We start from the raw sequence: 18,514 nt of genomic DNA, 5'->3' as shown, positions 1-18,514 counted from the left end.
TGGCAGATTGGTGGCGAGAGGTTAGCCTTTATAGGGCGGCAGCAATGGGTACCGCCATGGATATGAGGTGCTCGGCCCGCCGGGCAGACGAGGGTGCAGGCACCGCGCGATAGCTGCGGTGGCCCTGTAGGACAAAGGGATTGAGGCGAACTGCGGTCGTGAGCAACATAAGTTCACCATTCGGTCAAAACGAATGGCTGGTCGAGGAGATGTACCGCAAGTTCCGCGATGACCCCTCGTCGGTGGATCCGAGCTGGCACGAGTTCCTCGTCGACTACAACCCCGAGCCGACGGGCGAGGCGGCGACGGCCACCCCGACCAGCGGCGATGGCCGGCCGGCCGTGGCCCCCGCCAAGCCGGCCGCAGCGGCCCCCGCCAAGCCGGCCGCGGCGGCCCCCGAAAGCCCCAAGCCCGCGCCCCCCGCCAGCACGGCGCCCCCCGCCAGCACGGCCGCCGGCAACGGGGTCCCGGCGCGCCCCGCGCCGGCGAAGGCCGCCGCCCCCCCGCCGGCCGAAGGCGACGAGTTGCAGACGCTGCGCGGCGCCGCGGCGGCCGTCGTCAAGAACATGTCGGCGTCGCTGGAGGTGCCGACGGCGACCAGCGTGCGCGCCGTTCCCGCCAAGCTGCTGATCGACAACCGGATCGTCATCAACAACCAACTCAAGCGCACGCGCGGCGGCAAGATCTCGTTCACCCACCTGCTCGGGTACGCGCTGGTGCAGGCGATCAAGAAGTTCCCGAACATGAATCGGCACTACGCCGAGGTCGACGGCAAACCCACCGCCGTCACCCCGGCGCACACCAACCTGGGCCTGGCGATCGACCTGCAGGGCAAGGACGGCAAGCGTTCCTTGGTGGTGGCCGGCATCAAGGGCTGCGAGACCATGCGGTTCGCGCAGTTCGTCACCGCCTACGAAGACATCGTGCGGCGGGCCCGCGACGGCAAGCTGACCGCCGAAGACTTTGCCGGCGTGACGATTTCGCTGACCAACCCGGGCACCATCGGCACCGTGCACTCGGTGCCGCGGCTGATGAACGGCCAGGGCGCCATCATCGGCGTCGGCGCCATGGAGTACCCCGCCGAGTTCCAGGGCGCCAGCGAGGAACGCATCGCCGAGCTGGGGATCGGCAAGCTGATCACGCTGACCTCGACCTATGACCACCGCATCATCCAGGGCGCGGAATCCGGCGACTTCTTGCGCACGATCCACGAGATGCTGCTCTCGGATGCGTTCTGGGACGAGATCTTCCGCGAGCTGGGCAACCCGTATCTGCCGGTGCGCTGGAGCACCGACAACCCGGACTCGATCGTCGACAAGACCGCCCGGGTTATGGAATTGATTGCGGCCTACCGCAATCGCGGCCACCTGATGGCCGACATCGACCCACTGCGCTTGGACGGCAGCCGGTTCCGCAGCCACCCCGACCTCGAGATCCTCAACCACGGCCTGACGCTGTGGGATCTCGATCGGGTGTTCAAAGTCAACGGCTTCGCCGGTTCCGAGTACAAGAAGCTGCGCGATGTGCTGGGCCTGCTGCGCGATGCCTACTGCCGGCACATCGGCGTGGAGTACACCCACATCCTCGATCCCGAGCAGCAGGAGTGGCTGCAACAGCGCGTCGAGACCAAGCACGTCAAACCGACGGTGGCCGAGCAGAAGTTCATCCTGAGCAAACTGAACGCGGCCGAGGCCTTCGAGACCTTCCTGCAGACCAAATACGTTGGGCAGAAACGGTTTTCACTCGAGGGGGCGGAAAGCATCATTCCGATGATGGACGCGGCGATCGACCAGTGCGCCGAGCACGGGCTCGACGAGGTGGTCATCGGGATGCCGCACCGTGGCCGGCTCAACGTGCTGGCCAACATCGTCGGCAAGCCGTACTCGCAGATCTTTTCGGAGTTCGAGGGCAACCTCAACCCCGCGCAGGCGCACGGCTCCGGCGACGTCAAATACCACCTGGGCGCCACCGGCGTTTACCTACAGATGTTCGGCGACAACGACATTCAGGTGTCGCTGACCGCCAACCCGTCGCACCTGGAAGCCGTCGACCCGGTGCTGGAGGGCCTGGTGCGCGCCAAGCAGGACCTGCTGGACCGGCGCGCCGAGGACCAGGGGGACGACAAGGCCTTCTCGGTGGTGCCGATGATGCTGCACGGCGACGCGGCGTTCGCCGGTCAGGGCGTGGTCGCCGAGACCCTCAACCTGACCCACCTGCCCGGTTACCGCGTCGGCGGCACCATCCACATCATCGCCAACAACCAGATTGGCTTCACCACCGCGCCGGAGTACTCACGGTCCAGCGAGTACTGCACCGACGTCGCGAAGATGATCGGGGCGCCGATCTTCCACGTCAACGGCGACGACCCGGAGGCGTGCGCGTGGGTGGCCAAGCTGGCAGTCGACTTCCGGCAGGAGTTCAAGAAGGACGTCGTCATCGACATGCTGTGCTACCGCAAGCGCGGGCACAACGAAGGCGATGACCCGTCGATGACCAACCCCGCCATGTACGACGTCGTCGACATCAAGCGCGGGGTCCGGAAGAGCTACACCGAGGCCCTGATCGGCCGCGGCGACATCTCGATGAAGGAAGCCGAGGACGCCCTGCGCGACTACCAGGGCCAGCTCGAGCGGGTGTTCAACGAGGTCCGCGAGCTGGAGAAGCACGGCGCGCTGCCCAGCGAATCGGTGGAGGCCGACCAGATGCTGCCCGCGGGCCTGTCCACCGCGGTGGACAAGGCGTTGCTGGCCCGCATCGGTGACGCGTTCCTGGCGCTACCCGAGGGCTTCACGGCGCACCCGCGGGTGCAGCCGGTCCTGGAGAAGCGCCGGGAGATGGCCTACGAGGGCAAGATCGACTGGGCCTTCGCCGAACTGCTGGCGCTCGGCTCGCTGGTGGCCGAGGGCAAGCTGGTGCGCCTATCGGGGCAAGACACCCGGCGCGGCACCTTCTCGCAGCGCCACTCGGTGATCATCGACCGCAACACCGGCGAGGAGTTCACGCCGCTGCAGCTGCTGGCGACCAACCCCGACGGCACCCCCACCGGCGGCAAGTTCCTGGTCTACGACTCCCCGCTGTCGGAATACGCGGCCGTCGGCTTCGAGTACGGCTACACCGTGGGCAACCCGGACGCGCTCGTCCTGTGGGAAGCCCAATTCGGGGACTTCGTCAACGGCGCGCAGTCGATCATCGACGAGTTCATCAGCTCCGGCGAGGCCAAGTGGGGCCAGCTGTCCAACGTGGTGCTGCTGCTGCCGCACGGCCACGAAGGCCAGGGCCCCGACCACACCTCCGGCCGCATCGAGCGCTTCCTGCAGCTGTGGGCAGAGGGTTCGATGACGATCGCGATGCCCTCCACGCCGTCCAACTATTTCCACTTGTTGCGCCGGCACGCCCTCGACGGGGTGCAGCGCCCGCTGATCGTGTTCACGCCCAAGTCGATGCTGCGCAACAAGGCGGTGGTCAGCGACGTCAAGGACTTCACCGAGATCAAGTTCCGCTCGGTGCTCGAAGAGCCGACCTACGAGGACGGCATCGGCGATCGCAGCAAGGTCAGCAGGGTCCTGCTGACCAGCGGCAAGCTCTACTACGAGTTGGTGGCCCGCAAGGCCAAGGACAACCGGGACGACGTGGCGATCGTGCGGATCGAGCAGCTCGCCCCGCTGCCGAAGCGCCGGCTGGGCGAAACGCTGGACCGCTACCCGAGCGTCCAGGAGTACTTCTGGGTTCAGGAAGAGCCGGCCAACCAGGGCGCGTGGCCGCGCTTCGGCCTGGAATTGCCCGAGCTGCTGCCCGACAAGCTGACCGGGCTCAAGCGGATTTCCCGCCGGGCGATGTCGGCCCCGTCGTCGGGCTCGTCGAAGGTGCACGCCGTCGAGCAGCAGGAGATCATCGACACGGCCTTCGGCTGATTCGCCGTTCACACCCGAAGAAAGTGGGACCGCCGGTACCGGCTAGCCTCGACGCAAACGGGCCGACTAGGAAGGGTGCTCATGCAAGGATTCGCCGGCAAGGTCGCGGTGGTGACGGGCGCGGGTTCGGGTATCGGGCAGGCGCTGGCCGTCGAGTTGGGGCGCTCGGGGGCCAAGCTGGCCATCAGCGACGTCGACCTCGAAGGGCTGGCCCAGACCGAGGAGCAGCTGAAGGCGATCGGCGCCCAGGTCAAGGCGGATCGCCTCGACGTGACCGAACGCGAAGCGTTCCTGGCCTACGCCGACGCGGTCAAAGAGCACTTCGGCACGGTCAACCAGATCTACAACAACGCCGGGATCGCCTTCACCGGCGACGTCGAAGTCAGCCAGTTCAAGGACATCGAACGCGTGATGGACGTCGACTTCTGGGGCGTGGTCAACGGCACCAAGGCGTTCCTCCCGCACCTGATCGCCTCCGGCGACGGGCACGTCATCAACGTCTCCAGCGTGTTCGGGCTCTTCTCGGTGCCGGGGCAGGCGGCCTACAACTCGGCCAAGTTCGCCGTCCGCGGCTTCACCGAGGCGCTGCGCCAGGAGATGGTGGCCGCCGGCCACCCGGTGGCGGTGACCACGGTGCACCCGGGCGGCATCAAGACCGCGATCGCCCGCAACGCCACCACCGCCGAGGGCCTCGATCAGGCCGAGCTGGCCAAGTTGTTCGACAAGCGGCTGGCCAAGACCACCCCGCAGCGCGCGGCCCAGATCATCCTCGACGCGGTGCGCAAGAAGAAGGCGCGGGTGCTCGTCGGCGCGGACGCCAAGGTGTTGGACATCTTGGTGCGCCTGACGGGTTCGGGGTATCAGCAGCTGTTCGGCCCCGTCATGGGCCGGCTGCTGCCCAAGCAGTGATCGATCTCTCAGTGTGACGGGCGCGCGCGTTCACCGTTTCGCCCTGCGCTAGCCACCATCACTGGTAACGATTAGCCTCAACGCGGTCAAGCCTGGTCGAGGGAGTGTTGCATGGATGGGTTCGCCGGCAAGGTCGCCGTGGTCACGGGCGCGGGCTCGGGCATCGGCCAGGCGCTGGCGGTCGAGCTCGGTCGCGCCGGCGCCAAGGTCGCGATCAGCGACGTGGACACCGCAGGGCTGGCGCAGACCGCAGAGCAACTGGCGGCGATCGGCGCACCGGTCAAATCCGACCAGCTCGACGTGACCGAGCGCAGCGCCTTCCTCGCTTACGCCGACGCGGTCAACGAGCACTTCGGCGCGGTCAACCAGGTCTACAACAACGCCGGCATCACGTTCATCGGATCCATCGAGGACAGCCGGTTCAAGGACATCGAGCGCGTCATCGACGTCGACTACTGGGGCGTCGTCAACGGCACCAAGGCGTTCCTTCCGCACCTGATCGCCTCCGGGGACGGACACGTCATCAACATCTCGAGCGCGCTCGGCCTGTTTTCCGCGCCCGGCCAGGCGGCGTACGTCTCGGCCAAGTTCGCCGTCCGCGGCTTCACCGAGGCGCTGCACCAGGAGATGGCGCGCGCCGGTCACCCGGTGCGGGTGACGACAGTGCATCCGGGCGGCATCAAAACCGCGTTCGCCCGCAACGCCACCGGCGTCGAGGGGCTCGACCACGCCGAGTTGGCCAACCTGTTCGAGGAACAGCAGGCCAAGACCACCCCGCAGCGTGCGGCTCAGCTCATCCTCGAAGGGGTGCGCAAGAACAAGGCCCGGGTGCTGGTTGGGCCGGACGTCAAGGCGATGGACCTGGTCGTGCGGCTGACGGGTTCGCGGCCGGAGCTGCTGCTGGGCGGGCCGGTGATGAGCCGGCTTCAGCAGGTCGTGCACCGGCTGCTGCCCAAGCGCTGATTTGTTCAGCGGCCCAGCGGGTGCTCGGCTAACCAGCCGGCCGCCACCGCCTGCGGGTCGGCGCCGGCACGCACTTGCCGGCGCATGTCGACCAGGGCCGCGGTGTCGAGCACGCCGGCCACTTCGTTGATCGCCAACACTTGCCGTTCGCTGAGCGCGTTGCGCCGATACAGCGGCACCACGTTTTCGGCCCGGATCAGCGTGGGCTTGGTGTCGGCCAGCGCGACCAGGTCGGCGGGGACACCCGGGTCGGCGGTGGTCGTCCATGCCGCGGTCAGCCGTCCGGACGCGACCGCCGCGAACATCGTTGTGCCATCCGGGAATTCACGCGGATCCGGAAGGCGGCAGGGGCCGATGGCCGACGGCGCCCGGTGGCCGGCGACGGTCCCGAGGACGAGATCGGCGCAGTGCCGCGGCAGCGTGCTCAAGTCCGCGCTGACGTCGCTGCCGCCCCATGACTTGGCGGTGGCCCGGCTCACCAACAGCACGGGTTTGTCCTCGGCGGCCGTCGTGTAGTCGCCCGCCACGATGCCCTCGGGTAGGGCGGCGATCATCGCTCGGTAGACGTCTTTGTCGGACATCGCTGTGGCGCTTGGCTGCAGGCGTTGCAACACCCGGCCGGTGAAGGCGGGAACGACGGTGATTGCGCCCGAATCCAATTCGGCCTTCGGGTCGGTGGTCGGCTGGAACCGCGCGCCGAATCCGTAGGACCGCAAGGCGGCCACGTAGATGCCGGCCAGCAGCGCCGATTCGGCATCAGACCGGGACCCGACCACGACCTCCGCGCGGGCGCGAGGATCGCCGCCGGTGTCGGTCGCGCAACCGGAAACGGCGAGTATGGCGGCGAGCAGCGGTGCCGCCAGCCTGCCGATTTTCACCCCCCGGAGACGGAAATGTCGGCGGCGATCGCCACGGCCGCGGCAACCGCCTCCCCGACGCGCAGGTCCAGCGGGCTGGGGACGATCCGGTCGGGGGCAAGGTCGTCGCTGACGACGGAGAAGATCGCCTCGGCCGCGGCGACCATCATCTTCTCGGTGATCCGGCGGGCACCCGCCTCTAGCGCGCCGCGGAACACCCCTGGGAATGCCAGCACGTTGTTGATCTGGTTCGGGAAGTCGCTGCGGCCGGTGGCCACCACCGAGGCGTACTTGGCCGCGATCTGGGGGTGGATCTCCGGATCGGGGTTGGACAGTGCGAACACGATTCCGTTGGGTGCCATCGTGGCGATCATCTCTTCGGGGACCACGCCGCCCGACAGGCCGAGGAACACGTCCGCGCCGCGGAGGGCTTCCGCCGCGCTGCCGGTCAGGCCGTCGGGATTGGTGCGCCGCGCCAGGGCCGCCTTGACGTCGTTCATGTCGTCCCGAGCGGTGTGCAGGATTCCGCGCGAGTCGAGGACGGTGATGTCCGAAACACCCATCACCATAAGGAGATTGGTGCACGCGACACCGGCGGCCCCGGCCCCGGACACCACCACCTTCAGCGAGTTCATGTCCCGGCCGAGCAGCTTGCTGGCGCCCATGAGCGCGGCCAGCACCACGATGGCCGTGCCGTGCTGGTCGTCGTGCATCACCGGGCAGTCCAGGGCCTCGATGGCCCGGCGTTCGATCTCGAAGCAGCGCGGCGCGGAGATGTCCTCGAGGTTGACGGCGCCGAACGTCGGGCGCAGGCGCACCAGGGTTTCGACGATCTCGTCGGGATCCTTGGTGTCGAGCACGATCGGGATGGCGTTCAGCCCGCCGTACGCCTGAAACAGGGCGCACTTGCCCTCCATGACCGGCAGCGACGCCGCGGGCCCGATGTCGCCCAGGCCGAGCACCGCGCTGCCGTCGCTGACGACGGCCACCAGCCGGTTCGCCCAGGTGTAGCGGGCCGCCTGAGCGTGGTCGGCGGCGATCGCGCGGCTGACCTGCGCCACGCCGGGGGTGTAGGCGATCGACAGCGCGCGCTGGGTGTCCAGCGGGGACGTCAGGCTCACCGAAAGCTTGCCGCCTACGTGTGCCTCGAAGATCTCGGCATCGGTGATCGCACCATGCTCGGCCTGCGTCTGTATCGATTCAAGCAATTCGGACACGGGGTTCAGGGTAAGGCCTACCCATTAGTAGGCCTAATTGGTGATCTGGGTCATACTCCGGCGTTAGATCAGCTTGAGCTCGGTGACCGCGGTGCGCTCCTCCACCAGCTCGGCGGTGGTCTTGTCGATGCGCCCCTGGGAGAACTCGTCGATCTCCAGGCCCTGCACGATCGACCAGTTGCCGTCCTTGGTGGTCACCGGGAACGACGACACGATGCCTTCGGGCACGCCGTAGGAGCCGTCGGAGTAGACGGCCATCGACACCCAGTCGCCCTCCGGGCTGCCGAGCAGCCAGGAGCGGGCGGCGTCGACGGTGGCCGAGGCGGCCGACGCGGCCGAGGACGCGCCGCGGGCGTCGATGATGGCCGCGCCGCGCTTGGCGACGGTCGGGATGAAGTCGTTCTCGATCCAGGCCTGGTCGTTGACCACCTCGGCGGCATTCTTGCCGCCGATCTCGGCGTGGAAGATGTCGGGGTACTGGGTCGCGGAGTGGTTGCCCCAGATCGTCATCTTCTTGATGTCGGTGACCTTGGCGCCGGTCTTTCGGGCCAGCTGCGAGATAGCCCGGTTGTGGTCCAGCCGGGTCAGCGCCGAGAACCGCTCCTTGGGGATGTCGGGGGCGTTGCTCAGCGCGATCAGCGCGTTGGTGTTCGCCGGGTTGCCGGTCACGCCGATGCGGACGTCGTCGGCGGCAACCTCGTTGAGCGCCTTGCCCTGGGCGGTGAAGATCGCGCCGTTGGCCTCCAGCAGGTCGCTGCGCTCCATGCCCGGGCCGCGCGGCCGCGCCCCGACCAGCAGGGCCAGGTTGACGCCGTCGAAGATCTTGTTCGCGTCCGCGCCGATCTCGACGCCGGACAGCAGCGGGAAGGCGCAGTCGTCGAGCTCCATCACGACGCCCTCGAGCGCCTTGAGCGCGGGCTCGATCTCCAGGAGACGCAGCTCGATCGGGCGGTCGGGGCCCAGCAGCGAGCCACTGGCCAGGCGGAACAAGAGGCTGTAGCCGATCTGGCCGGCGGCGCCGGTGACGGCGACCTTGAGAGGACTTGCGCTCACGTCGATGTACTCCTTGTGGAGAAGGTCGTGCGGATTCCGGTTTCGGCTCGAAACTAGCGCACCCTTTTTCGATCGCATTCTCCGGTCCGCTACCAGGGCTGATCGTCAGGCTTTGAACAGCCGGGACGCGTAGCATGGAGCACCGCCTGGTCGGGACCTGCGCTGCGAGGGAGGTGGATGTGTTCCAAGGATTCGACGCACTGCCCGAAGCGCTTCGGCCCCTCGCGCAGGAACCCGAACCGCAGCCGGGCGCGCGACCGGCCAAGGAGACGCTCGTCGACTGCGCCGTCTACGCCGACGGCCACCGGCTGCCCGGCAAGATCGGTTACGCCGCCTCCCTGGACAAGGTGCGCGAGATCGAAGCGCAGGGGCACGAAGGGTTCGTCTGGGTGGGCCTGCGCGAACCCAGCCAGGCCCAGATGCAGGAGGTGGCCGACGTCTTCGGCCTGCACCCGCTGGCCGTGGAAGACGCGGTGTGCGCCCATCAGCGGCCCAAGGTGGAGCGGTACGACGACACCCTGTTCCTCGTCCTCAAGACCGTCAATTACGTCCGGCACGAATCGGTTGTGCTGGCCCGTGAGATCGTCGAGACGGGCGAGATCATGGTCTTCGTCGGCCGCGACTTCGTGGTCACGGTCCGCCACGGTGAACACGGCGGACTGTCCGAGGTGCGCAAGCGGATGGACGGCGACCCCGAGCAGATGCGGCTGGGCCCCTTCGCGGTGATGCACGCGATCGCCGACCACGTGGTGGACCACTACCTCGAGGTGAGCAGTTTGATGTTGTCCGACATCGACAGCATCGAGGGTTTGGCCTTCGCGCCGGGCAGCAAGATCGACGTCGAGCCGATCTATCTGCTCAAACGCGAGGTCGTCGAGCTCCGCCGGTGCGTCAACCCGCTGTCGGCCGCGTTCCACCGGATCCAGGTGGAGAACAAGGACGTGATCTCCAAGGAGTTGCGGCGCTATCTGCGCGACGTCGCCGACCACCACTCCGAGGCCGCCGACCAGATCGCCAGCTACGACGACACCCTCAACTCGTTGATCCAGGCCGCGTTGGCTCGCGTCGGGATGCAGCAGAACAACGACATGCGCAAGATGGCGGCCTGGGCCGGCATCCTGGCGGTGCCCACCATGGTCGCCGCCATCTACGGGATGAACTTCCGTTTCATGCCCGAGCTGACTTGGACGTGGGGCTACCCGGGGGTGATGGCGGTGATGGTCGTCGTCTGCCTGGTCCTGTATTTCCAGTTCCGCAACCGCAACTGGCTCTGACGCTTCCTCGCCGAGCGTGTACTCACGGCGACGAAATCGCAGAATTCTCGCCCCGAGTGCACGTTCGGCGATGCGCTCAGTACGGTCAGTTGGGTTGTGCGGCGGGGCGATTCGTGTTCAGCACATCGACGCCGTCGTTATCCCACGCTTGCCGCATCGCCTCGGCGCCTTTCAACCGCACCCACGCCGCCTCGGTCGCGGTGATGGGGGTCGCCAACAGGAAGCGCACCGGGTCGCGCGGCGGTTCCAGCGGCAGATCCGCGATCTCGCTGCGGCCCAGCAACACCGCGGTGAACGGCACCTTCCGCGACGGCGACGCCCACAGCGGCGAGCCGAGGTCGATCAGCGCATCGGCACTCAGCACGGCGCCCTCGACGGCGGGAGTTGCCGCCAGTATCGCGATGCTGCGGGCGATGCCGGTGATCGGGCCGGGATCGCGCAACTGGAGGACGATTTCGGCCCGCGGGCCGCGCACCGGGTCGGCGATATCGAGGGTCGGTTCGGCCATGGGGTGGCGCGAGCAGCCCAGGGAGACGTAGTGCACCAGCCCGCTTGTCTCGCGGAATCGCAGCACTTCGATGGTTTCGGTGCCCAGGAATGTCACGCTCGCCGAATCGGGTTCGAGGTCGCCGAAGTGGGCGCGTACATGCGCACGGACCTGCTCCAACGGCTGTGTCACCGCGCGTCCGACGGCGCGATGGTCAGGTTGGCCCCGGAGTCGGCGTCGAAGACCACGAGCCGTGTCGTGTCGAACGCCAACTCGATCGACTGCCCGATGACCGCCTTGGATTCGGCGGGAACCCGTGCCACGAACTGGTTTTCGTGCGCGTCTCCCTCGGCGGCCAGATCGTCCAGTTGCGCCGAGTGCGCGGCCCATGCCGCGGTGGAGAAGTACACGTACTTGTCGGCGCCCAGCGATTCGACCAGGTCGACCTTCACCTCGAAGGTCAGCGCCCTGATGCGCTGGTAACCGTCGATCAACGCGGCGTCGGACAGATGCTCGGGCCGCACCCCCACGATGACGTTGCCCGGCGTGGGGTGCTGGGCGATCACCTCTTGGACGTCCGGTGTCAGCATCACCTCCCCGAAGGGCACCGTCAGCCCGATCGGCGTCAACGTGGCCGGGAAGAAGTTCATCGCCGGCGAGCCGATGAAGCCCGCGACGAACAGGTTGGCCGGGTGCTCGTAAAGCTCATCGGGGGTGCCTATTTGCTGTGCGACGCCCGAATGCATCACCACCACCCGGTCGCCCAGTGTCATGGCCTCGGTCTGATCGTGGGTGACGTAAACGGTCGTCGTGCCCAGGCGCTTTTGCAGCCTGGCGATCTCGCCGCGCATCTGGACGCGCAGTTTGGCATCCAGGTTGGACAGGGGCTCGTCCATCAGAAACGCCTTGGGATGGCGCACGATCGCGCGGCCCATCGCCACCCGCTGCCGCTGTCCCCCGGACAGCTGGGAGGGCTTGCGGTCCAGAAAGTCGGTCAGGTCAAGGGTTTTGGCGGTCTCGGCGACCTTTTGCGCGATCTCGGGCTTCGGCATCTTCGCCAGCGTCAACGGGAACGCGATGTTCTGCCGCACCGTCATGTGCGGGTACAGCGCATAGGACTGGAACACCATCGCGATGTCGCGGTCTTTGGGCGCCTTCTCGTTCACCCGTTCGCCGCCGATGCGCAGCTCACCCGAGGAGATATCTTCAAGCCCGGCAATCATGTTCAGCGTCGTGGTCTTACCGCAGCCCGACGGACCGACCAGGATCAGAAATTCGCCGTCGGCGATGGTGATGTTCAGGTCGTGCACCGCCACGGCGCCGTCGGGATAACTCTTGCTGACATGGTCCAGCACAATCTCGGCCATCGCGTCATCCCTTCACGGCGCCGGAGGTCAACCCGGCGACGATTCGTCGTTGGAAGATTAGAACAAAAGCGATGATGGGAACGGTGATCACCACGGCGCCGGCCGCGATCGATCCGGTCGGCTCCTCGAACTGTGAACTGCCACTGAAGTTCACGATCGCCACCGGCGCGGTGATCGCCGCCTTGGTAGCGGTCAGGGTCAGCGCCAGCAGCAGATCGTTCCAGGCGAAGATGAACACCAGGATCGCGGCGGTCACCACGCCCGGCGCCGACAGGGGGACGATCACCTTACGGAACGCCTGCGCCGGGGAAGCGCCGTCCATTTTCGCCGCCTTCTCCAAATCCCAGGGGATCTCGCGGAAAAACGCCGACAACGTGTAGATCGCGAGCGGCAGCGCGAACGTGATGTAGGGCAGGATCAGGCCCGGCCAGGTGTCGAACAGGCCGACGAAGCGTTCGATGTTGAACAGCGGTGTGACCAACGAGATCGCGGGAAACATCGTGATCAGCAGCGTGGCGCCGACCAGCGCCCGCTTGCCCGGAAAATTCAGGCGCGCGATCGCGTAGCCGGCCATCGCCCCGAGAGTCACCGCGATCGCGGTGGTGATCAACCCGATCCCGACGGAGTTGATCAGCGCCGAGCTGAAGATGTCGCCGCGAAAGATGCCGCGATAGTTGTCCAGGGATACCGACGACGGAATCAGCTTGCCGTCCTTGACCGTTGACGTCGGCTTCAGCGAGAGGCTGAAGATCCACAAAACCGGCAGCAGCGCGTACACCACGACCACCGTGTCGATGACGACCCAGATCGTGGTGCGCCGCGCGTCCTGCCGGTTAGCGGCCATCGACGTCACCACCGGGCGCCGCCGCCCCGAAGACCTTGATGAACAGTAGGGCGATGAGGCCCACGCACACGAAGATCAGCACGCTGATCGCCGAGCCGAGTCCGACGTTGAACCCCTTGAACAGGTTGTCGTAGCCCAGGATCGACACCGAATCGGTGTTGTTGGCGCCGTTGGTCAAGACGTAGATGTTGTCGAAAATGCGGAACGCGTCCAGGGTTCGGAACAGCAGGGCGACCACCACGGCCGGCTTGATGATCGGCAGAGTGACGCCGGTCAGCCGGCGCCAGGGGCCGGCGCCGTCGACCTGGGCGGCCTTCAGCAGCTCCTCTGGCACCAGTGCCAGCCCGGCCAACAGCAGCAGCGACATGAACGGCGTCGTCTTCCAGACCTCGGCGACCACGACGATCGCCAGCGACGGGATCTGCGAAGTCAGCGGAGCGCTGCCATGCGGCAGCAGGTTGGCCAGGTAGCCCGTCCCGGGCGTCCAGGCGTAGTACCAGCTGTACGACGCGACCACGGTGACGATGCCGTACGGGATCAGGATCGCGGTGCGCACCATGCCTTTTCCGACGAGGGTGCGGTGCATCACCAGCGCCAGTGTCAGGCCCAGGACGAATTCGACGGTCACCGACACGACGGTGATGCCCAGCGTGACCGCCAGCGCGGTCCACCAATACCGATCGGTCAGGATCGTCACGTAATTGCCCAGCCCGATGAACGCGGTGTCGTCGGGGACGGCAAGGTTGTTGCGCTGCAGGCTCAACCACACGGCGTAACCGATCGGATAGGCCGTCACCGTCAGCATCAGAAGCGCCGCCGGGGCGACGAGCAACAAGGCCAAGCGCTGTTCGGAGAGCCGGTTTCGGGTCCGCAAACGCGGTGCGACGGAAGACGGCCGGGCGCGCGTTGCGGGGGCGGTGGCCGTCACGGCAACAGCCCCTTCCCGTCGATCGCCTTCTGCACCTCGGCGCTGAGTTCGTCGGCGGTTCGCTCCGGGTCGATCTCGGTGATCGGGCTCAGTGTCGCGGCCAATCGGATGGCCACCGCCTGGTAGACCGGCGTGGCCGGACGCACCGCGGCGTCGGTGAGTTGCCGCCGGATGATCGTGTACATCGGATACTTGGCCTGGAACTGCGGATCGGAATACAGCGACGTGCGCACCGGGGGTAGGCCGCCTGCGATCGACACGTACTTCTGATGTTGCAGGCTGCGCAGGCAGCGGATGGCCTCGAACGCCTCGGCGCGGTGGCGGGTGGTGCTGGCCACCGCCAGGTTCGCCCCGCCGATGGTCACCTTGGCCGGATGACCCGGCGCCACACCGGGATACGGCGCGAAGCCGAAGACCTTCTGGCTGGCCTGATAGGCGATGCGGAATTGCTCGTCGCTGGGCACGAACGTCCCGACGTCGTTGATGCTGCCGGCCAGCCGCGGATCCTGGTTGAGCGGCAGAACGGGCACACCGCCTTTCACCGCGTTCTCCAGCATGGATGCCAGCGCATACGGCCAGTTGACCGCGAGTGCGGCCCGGCCCTGTTCGACCGCCAACCGCGCGGTGCCCTCGTCGGTGCGGGTGATCGACGGATCGGCCCCGGGCGCGGTCGCCACGGATTTGAGGGTCCGCAGCGCATCGACGGTGGCGGCCCGGTGCGCCGGCGTGTCGGTCAACGTGACGCGGCGGCCGTCCTCCGAGAGGACCTGGCCGCCCCCACTGGCCAGCAGCGTGTTGAACCAGACCACCAGGCCTTCGCCCTCATTGGCCTGCACGGCGATCCAGCTGGGCTGCCCCGCGGCGTGCAATCTGGTGGCCTCGCGCACCATCCCATCCCAGGTTCTCGGCGGCTGACGCACCAAATCGGGCCGATACCAAAGTAATTGGGTGTTCGTCGTGACGGGGGCCGCGAACAACTTGCCTTCCCAGCGCGCCGTCGACAGCGGGCCCGGCAGGACGTCGGCCGTCGCGTCGGGTTCGGCGCGCCCCGCGGGATCGTCGGACAGCGGTAGCGCCCAGCCCGCCTCGGCGAACTCGGCCGTCCACACCACATCGAGCGACATCACGTCCAGCGTGCGGTCGCGACCGGTCAGCCGCCGCGCCAGCTGCAAACGCTGCTCGCCGGGGGCTCTGGGCAGACTGATCTGTTGAATGGCGAAGCGGCCATCGAACTGCTTCGTGCAATCCTGAGCGACCGCGGTGAACGTCGCGCCGTCGGCGGCCGTGGTGTAGAAGCTGATTACCAGCCCGTGGGTTCCCGAAGCGCACGCGGGTACCGTCGCGGCGATGGTGAGCGTCGCCAGCGCGATTGCGCCTGCCCGGCGTACGCGCCCACGACGACTCACCACCGCTCACACCTCTCGTGCGCGCCTCAAATCGCCAAGCGCGCCAACAGGTCCCGCGCCTTCTCTGCGTTTTGCGGGTCACACAGCACGTCGTAACGCCCGGCCACCAACTGCATGGTCGAGCTGAAATCCCTTGTGCCACGGGCCATTGAGTACGGAACGGCCGAAGTGATCAGCCCAAAGAAGACACCCGCGACCAGGCCCGTGATCAGCGCACCCCACGGATTGGGACTGAAGAAACCCAGCACCAAGCCGATGAACAGGCCCAGCCACGCCCCGCTCAGCACGCCTCCGCCGAGCACCTTGGGCCACGTCAACCGGCCGGTGACCCGCTCCACCTGCATCAGGTCGACCCCGACGATCGTCACCTGCTGGACCGGGAACTGCTGCTCGGACAGATAGTCGACGGCACGCTGCGCCTCGGCGTAGGTGGGATAGGAGCCGACCGGCCAGCCCCTGGGCGGTGTCGGCAGTCCGGGCGCGCCTCGTCCACGCCCCGTCGCGTTTCCTGGTGTCGCCCCGGGAACCTGCCCAGGCTGGTAAGGATTAGTCATCGCCGTTCATTGTCCTCCGCCTTGGGGATGGTTTCATCTCAGGCCCTCCCCAGCCTAACCACCGGCCTTCCTCCACCTGCGAAAACACGGCGCACGGGGTGGCGGGAACCCTCCCGGGCGCCCGTGGCGCGCTGACGTTTCGCACCCACGGCCACCGGCGGCGGATGGGTTAGGTTGAACACCATGACAGCTCCCGGCGGCGGCTTCGGCGAGGGCGGCCACGACGACAACACCGACTCGCCCCCCACCGGCGGCGAAGCCTCCGAGCCCGCCCCCTGGGAGTCCCCCGCCGCCGAGTCGGCGCCCCCGGCGTACCCGCCGCCGGGTCCCACCGACCACCCGCCCGGGTACCCGCCGTCGTATCCCCCGCCCGTCCCCCCGCCCCCTGGGTACGAACAACCGCCCGGCTACTTCGGACCGCCCTACCCGATGGCGCCGCCGCCGTACGGCGGCCCGCCCCCCTACGGGGCGCACGGATATCCGGGCTATTACCCGCCGCCGGACTACCAGGGCGGCTATCCCACTCAAGCCGCTGTGCCCGGCACCAACGCGCTGGCGATCGCCTCGCTCATCGCGTCGTTCACCGGCCTGTTGTGCGGGCTGGGCTCAATCGTCGCCATAGTGCTGGGCGCGATCGCCCTGGATCAGATCAAGCGGACCCGGCAGGAGGGCTTCGGCCTGGCGGTCGCCGGCATCGTCATCGGGATCGCCACGCTGGTGGTGATTTTGGTGGTCGTGCTCTTCACACTGCGCACGCATTAACGGCCTGACCGCCCCCGGCCGGTCTGCCATCGGGCCGGCGGCTGCCTAGGCTCTACTTCCATGGGATCGGTCAACAGGGTGTACATCGCGCGGCTCGCGCGAATGTTGGTGTTGGGTCCACTCGGGGAATCCGTCGGTCGGATCCGCGACGTGGTGATCAGCATCAGCATCGTCCGCCAGCAGCCGCGGGTCCTGGGACTGGTCGTCGACCTCGCGACCCGGCGCAGCATCTTCATCCCGATCCTGCGGGTCGCGTCCATCGAGCCCAACGCCGTGACGCTGAGCACCGGCAACGTGTCCCTACGCCACTTCGTGCAGCGACCCGGGGAGGTGCTGGCGATCGGCCAGGTGCTGGACACTCAGGTCAAGGTCAACGACCCCGAACTGCCGGAGCTGGCCGGCCTCGACGTGGTGGTCACCGACCTGGGCATCGAACAGAACCGGACGCGCGACTGGATGGTGAGCCGGGTCGCCGTGCGCACCCACCGGCGGCTCGGACGGCGCGGTCCCGTGCACGTCGTGGACTGGCAGAGCGTGCAGGGTTTGACCCCGTCGGCCCTGGCCTTGCCGGGGCAGGGCGTGGCGCAGCTGCTGGGCCAGTTCGAAGGGCGCAAGCCGGTCGATGTGGCCGACGCGATCCGCGGGCTGCCGGCCAAGCGCCGCTACGAGGTGCTCAGGGCGCTCAACGACGACCGGCTGGCCGACATCCTGCAGGAGCTGCCGGAGCAGGATCAGGCCGAGGTGCTCTCGCAGCTGGGCACCGAGCGATCGGCCGACGTGCTCGAGGAGATGGATCCCGACGACGCCGCCGACCTGCTCGGCATGCTGAACCCCACCGACGCCGAGATGCTGCTGACCCGGATGGACCCCGACGAGTCCGCCCCCGTGCGCCGGCTGCTGACGCATTCGCCGGACACCGCGGGCGGCCTGATGACCTCCAATCCGGTGGTGCTCACCCCCGACACGTCGGTCGCGGAAGCGCTGGCACGGGTCCGCGATCCGGACCTGAGCACCGCCCTGTCGTCGATGGTTTTTGTCGCGCGGCCGCCAACGGCGACGCCGACGGGCCGCTATCTGGGCTGCGTGCACTTGCAGCGGCTGCTGCGCGAGGCGCCGGCCGAGCTGGTCGGCGGGATCGTCGACAGCGAGTTGCTCACGCTGACACCGGAGACTCCGCTGGTCGCCGTGACCCGCTACCTCGCCGCGTACAACCTGGTGTGCGGTCCCGTCGTCGACGACCAGAACCACCTGTTGGGCGCGGTCACGGTGGACGACCTGCTCGATCACCTGCTGCCGCACGACTGGCGCGTGGACATGCAGGAACTCGACACCGCCGGCCGGTTCGAAGGACTGGGAGGATCCTCGTGAGCAAATCCACGGCTCCGCGAGGGCTGTACACCCCGCGGACATCGCGCAGATACTCGCCGCGGCTGGACCCCGAGACCGTCGGGCAATTCACCGAGTCCATCGCGCGGTTCTTCGGCACCGGCCGCTACCTTTTGCTGCAGACGGTCGTGGTGTTCGTGTGGATCGCGTTGAACCTGTTCGCGGTGACGGTGCGCTGGGACCCCTACCCGTTCATCCTGCTGAACCTGGCGTTCTCAACCCAGGCCGCCTACGCGGCCCCGCTGATCCTGCTGGCGCAGAACCGGCAGGAGAACCGCGACCGCGTCACGCTAGAAGAGGACCGCCGTCGCGCCGCCCAGACCAAGGCCGACACCGAGTACCTGGCCCGCGAACTGGCCGCGTTACGCCTGGCCGTCGGCGAGGTGGTGACGCGTGAATACCTGCGCCACGAGCTGGATGACCTGCGCGAAAGGCTGGCCAATCTGCAGCCCGGGACCCCGGACTCGGGGCCTCCGCGGCAGGGCGACAACTTGGAGCGCGCGGCTAAGAAATCCAGGTGAGAACCTCTTCAACCATTGCGCCACTCGTGTCACAAGAGTTATGTATGGTGATCTGGTTCACCGAGCTAACAGAAA

The 18,514-nt window shown here is 67.6% G+C and carries 16 protein-coding genes; 7 read left to right on the top strand and 9 right to left on the bottom strand.

Annotated elements, in window-relative coordinates; translation table 11 throughout:
* Window positions 1–158 precede the first annotated feature (158 nt).
* The 3 genes from P6281_RS06355 to P6281_RS06345 all read left to right on the top strand — a co-directional run bounded on the left by P6281_RS06355 (window position 159) and on the right by P6281_RS06345 (window position 5,783).
* On the top strand, window positions 159–3,911 hold the full coding sequence (locus P6281_RS06355) for a multifunctional oxoglutarate decarboxylase/oxoglutarate dehydrogenase thiamine pyrophosphate-binding subunit/dihydrolipoyllysine-residue succinyltransferase subunit (protein ID WP_014384067.1): 3,753 nt from the start codon (window positions 159–161) through the stop codon (window positions 3,909–3,911).
* An 81-nt stretch (window positions 3,912–3,992) separates the two neighbouring features.
* On the top strand, window positions 3,993–4,820 hold the full coding sequence (locus tag P6281_RS06350; protein ID WP_008254671.1) for an SDR family NAD(P)-dependent oxidoreductase: 828 nt from the start codon (window positions 3,993–3,995) through the stop codon (window positions 4,818–4,820).
* A gap of 111 nt (window positions 4,821–4,931) precedes the next feature.
* Complete coding sequence (locus P6281_RS06345; RefSeq protein WP_014384066.1) at window positions 4,932–5,783, top strand: SDR family NAD(P)-dependent oxidoreductase; 852 nt, start codon at window positions 4,932–4,934, stop codon at window positions 5,781–5,783.
* Window positions 5,784–5,788: 5 nt separating this feature from the next.
* Here P6281_RS06345 and P6281_RS06340 read toward each other — a convergent pair whose 3' ends face one another.
* The 3 genes from P6281_RS06340 to P6281_RS06330 all read right to left on the bottom strand — a co-directional run bounded on the left by P6281_RS06340 (window position 5,789) and on the right by P6281_RS06330 (window position 8,910).
* The gene (locus P6281_RS06340; RefSeq protein WP_008254666.1) at window positions 5,789–6,661 is read right to left on the bottom strand and encodes a glycine betaine ABC transporter substrate-binding protein; all 873 of its coding nucleotides are present in this window, start codon (window positions 6,659–6,661) and stop codon (window positions 5,789–5,791) included.
* Window positions 6,658–7,857: an NAD(P)-dependent malic enzyme gene (locus tag P6281_RS06335; RefSeq protein ID WP_008254665.1), complete on the bottom strand. Its 1,200-nt coding sequence runs from the start codon at window positions 7,855–7,857 to the stop codon at window positions 6,658–6,660. The genes P6281_RS06340 and P6281_RS06335 overlap by 4 nt, the downstream gene beginning before the upstream one ends.
* Before the next feature lie 63 nt (window positions 7,858–7,920).
* Window positions 7,921–8,910, bottom strand: a complete 990-nt coding sequence (locus tag P6281_RS06330; RefSeq protein ID WP_008254662.1) for a malate dehydrogenase — start codon at window positions 8,908–8,910, stop codon at window positions 7,921–7,923.
* A 179-nt stretch (window positions 8,911–9,089) separates the two neighbouring features.
* On the opposite strand from P6281_RS06330, the gene corA reads away from it, so the two are divergent.
* Window positions 9,090–10,184 (top strand): magnesium/cobalt transporter CorA, encoded by a 1,095-nt coding sequence (gene corA / locus P6281_RS06325; protein ID WP_008254660.1) that lies wholly within the window; start codon window positions 9,090–9,092, stop codon window positions 10,182–10,184.
* An 85-nt stretch (window positions 10,185–10,269) separates the two neighbouring features.
* Here corA and P6281_RS06320 read toward each other — a convergent pair whose 3' ends face one another.
* From P6281_RS06320 to P6281_RS06295, 6 genes are read right to left on the bottom strand one after another with little or no spacing between them, the layout of a single operon-like run.
* Window positions 10,270–10,863: a suppressor of fused domain protein gene (locus P6281_RS06320; protein WP_041784837.1), complete on the bottom strand. Its 594-nt coding sequence runs from the start codon at window positions 10,861–10,863 to the stop codon at window positions 10,270–10,272.
* Window positions 10,860–12,038 carry an ABC transporter ATP-binding protein gene (locus P6281_RS06315; protein WP_014382019.1) on the bottom strand — a complete coding sequence of 393 codons (1,179 nt, stop codon included), beginning with the start codon at window positions 12,036–12,038 and terminating at the stop codon, window positions 10,860–10,862. Before P6281_RS06315 ends, P6281_RS06320 begins: the two co-directional genes overlap by 4 nt.
* 4 nt (window positions 12,039–12,042) lie before the next feature.
* Complete coding sequence (locus P6281_RS06310; protein WP_014382018.1) at window positions 12,043–12,882, bottom strand: carbohydrate ABC transporter permease; 840 nt, start codon at window positions 12,880–12,882, stop codon at window positions 12,043–12,045.
* A complete protein-coding gene (locus P6281_RS06305; RefSeq protein ID WP_014382017.1) occupies window positions 12,872–13,756 on the bottom strand; it encodes a carbohydrate ABC transporter permease in 885 nt (294 codons plus the stop codon). The genes P6281_RS06310 and P6281_RS06305 overlap by 11 nt, the downstream gene beginning before the upstream one ends.
* 50 nt (window positions 13,757–13,806) lie before the next feature.
* Window positions 13,807–15,219: an extracellular solute-binding protein gene (locus tag P6281_RS06300; protein WP_008254648.1), complete on the bottom strand. Its 1,413-nt coding sequence runs from the start codon at window positions 15,217–15,219 to the stop codon at window positions 13,807–13,809.
* Between the two features lie 23 nt (window positions 15,220–15,242).
* Window positions 15,243–15,770: a general stress protein gene (locus P6281_RS06295; RefSeq protein WP_008254647.1), complete on the bottom strand. Its 528-nt coding sequence runs from the start codon at window positions 15,768–15,770 to the stop codon at window positions 15,243–15,245.
* Window positions 15,771–15,953: 183 nt separating this feature from the next.
* Between P6281_RS06295 and P6281_RS06290 the strand changes: the two genes are divergently transcribed.
* The 3 genes from P6281_RS06290 to P6281_RS06280 are packed head-to-tail and all read left to right on the top strand — an operon-like array spanning window position 15,954 to window position 18,439.
* Window positions 15,954–16,532 carry a DUF4190 domain-containing protein gene (locus P6281_RS06290; protein WP_008254645.1) on the top strand — a complete coding sequence of 193 codons (579 nt, stop codon included), beginning with the start codon at window positions 15,954–15,956 and terminating at the stop codon, window positions 16,530–16,532.
* 60 nt (window positions 16,533–16,592) lie between these two features.
* The gene (locus P6281_RS06285; RefSeq protein ID WP_008254643.1) at window positions 16,593–17,900 is read left to right on the top strand and encodes a magnesium transporter MgtE N-terminal domain-containing protein; all 1,308 of its coding nucleotides are present in this window, start codon (window positions 16,593–16,595) and stop codon (window positions 17,898–17,900) included.
* Entirely contained in the window at window positions 17,897–18,439 is a 543-nt protein-coding gene (locus P6281_RS06280) for a DUF1003 domain-containing protein (protein WP_008254638.1), read from the top strand. Before P6281_RS06285 ends, P6281_RS06280 begins: the two co-directional genes overlap by 4 nt.
* The last annotated feature ends 75 nt before the right edge of the window (window positions 18,440–18,514 follow it).

The sequence above is a fragment of the Mycobacterium sp. 5-140-3-2 genome (assembly GCF_035666375.1).
GTDB lineage: Bacteria > Actinomycetota > Actinomycetes > Mycobacteriales > Mycobacteriaceae > Mycobacterium > Mycobacterium intracellulare.
The sequence above is the reverse complement of the archived record's forward strand: the minus strand, read 5'-3'. Positions and strand labels throughout refer to the sequence as shown.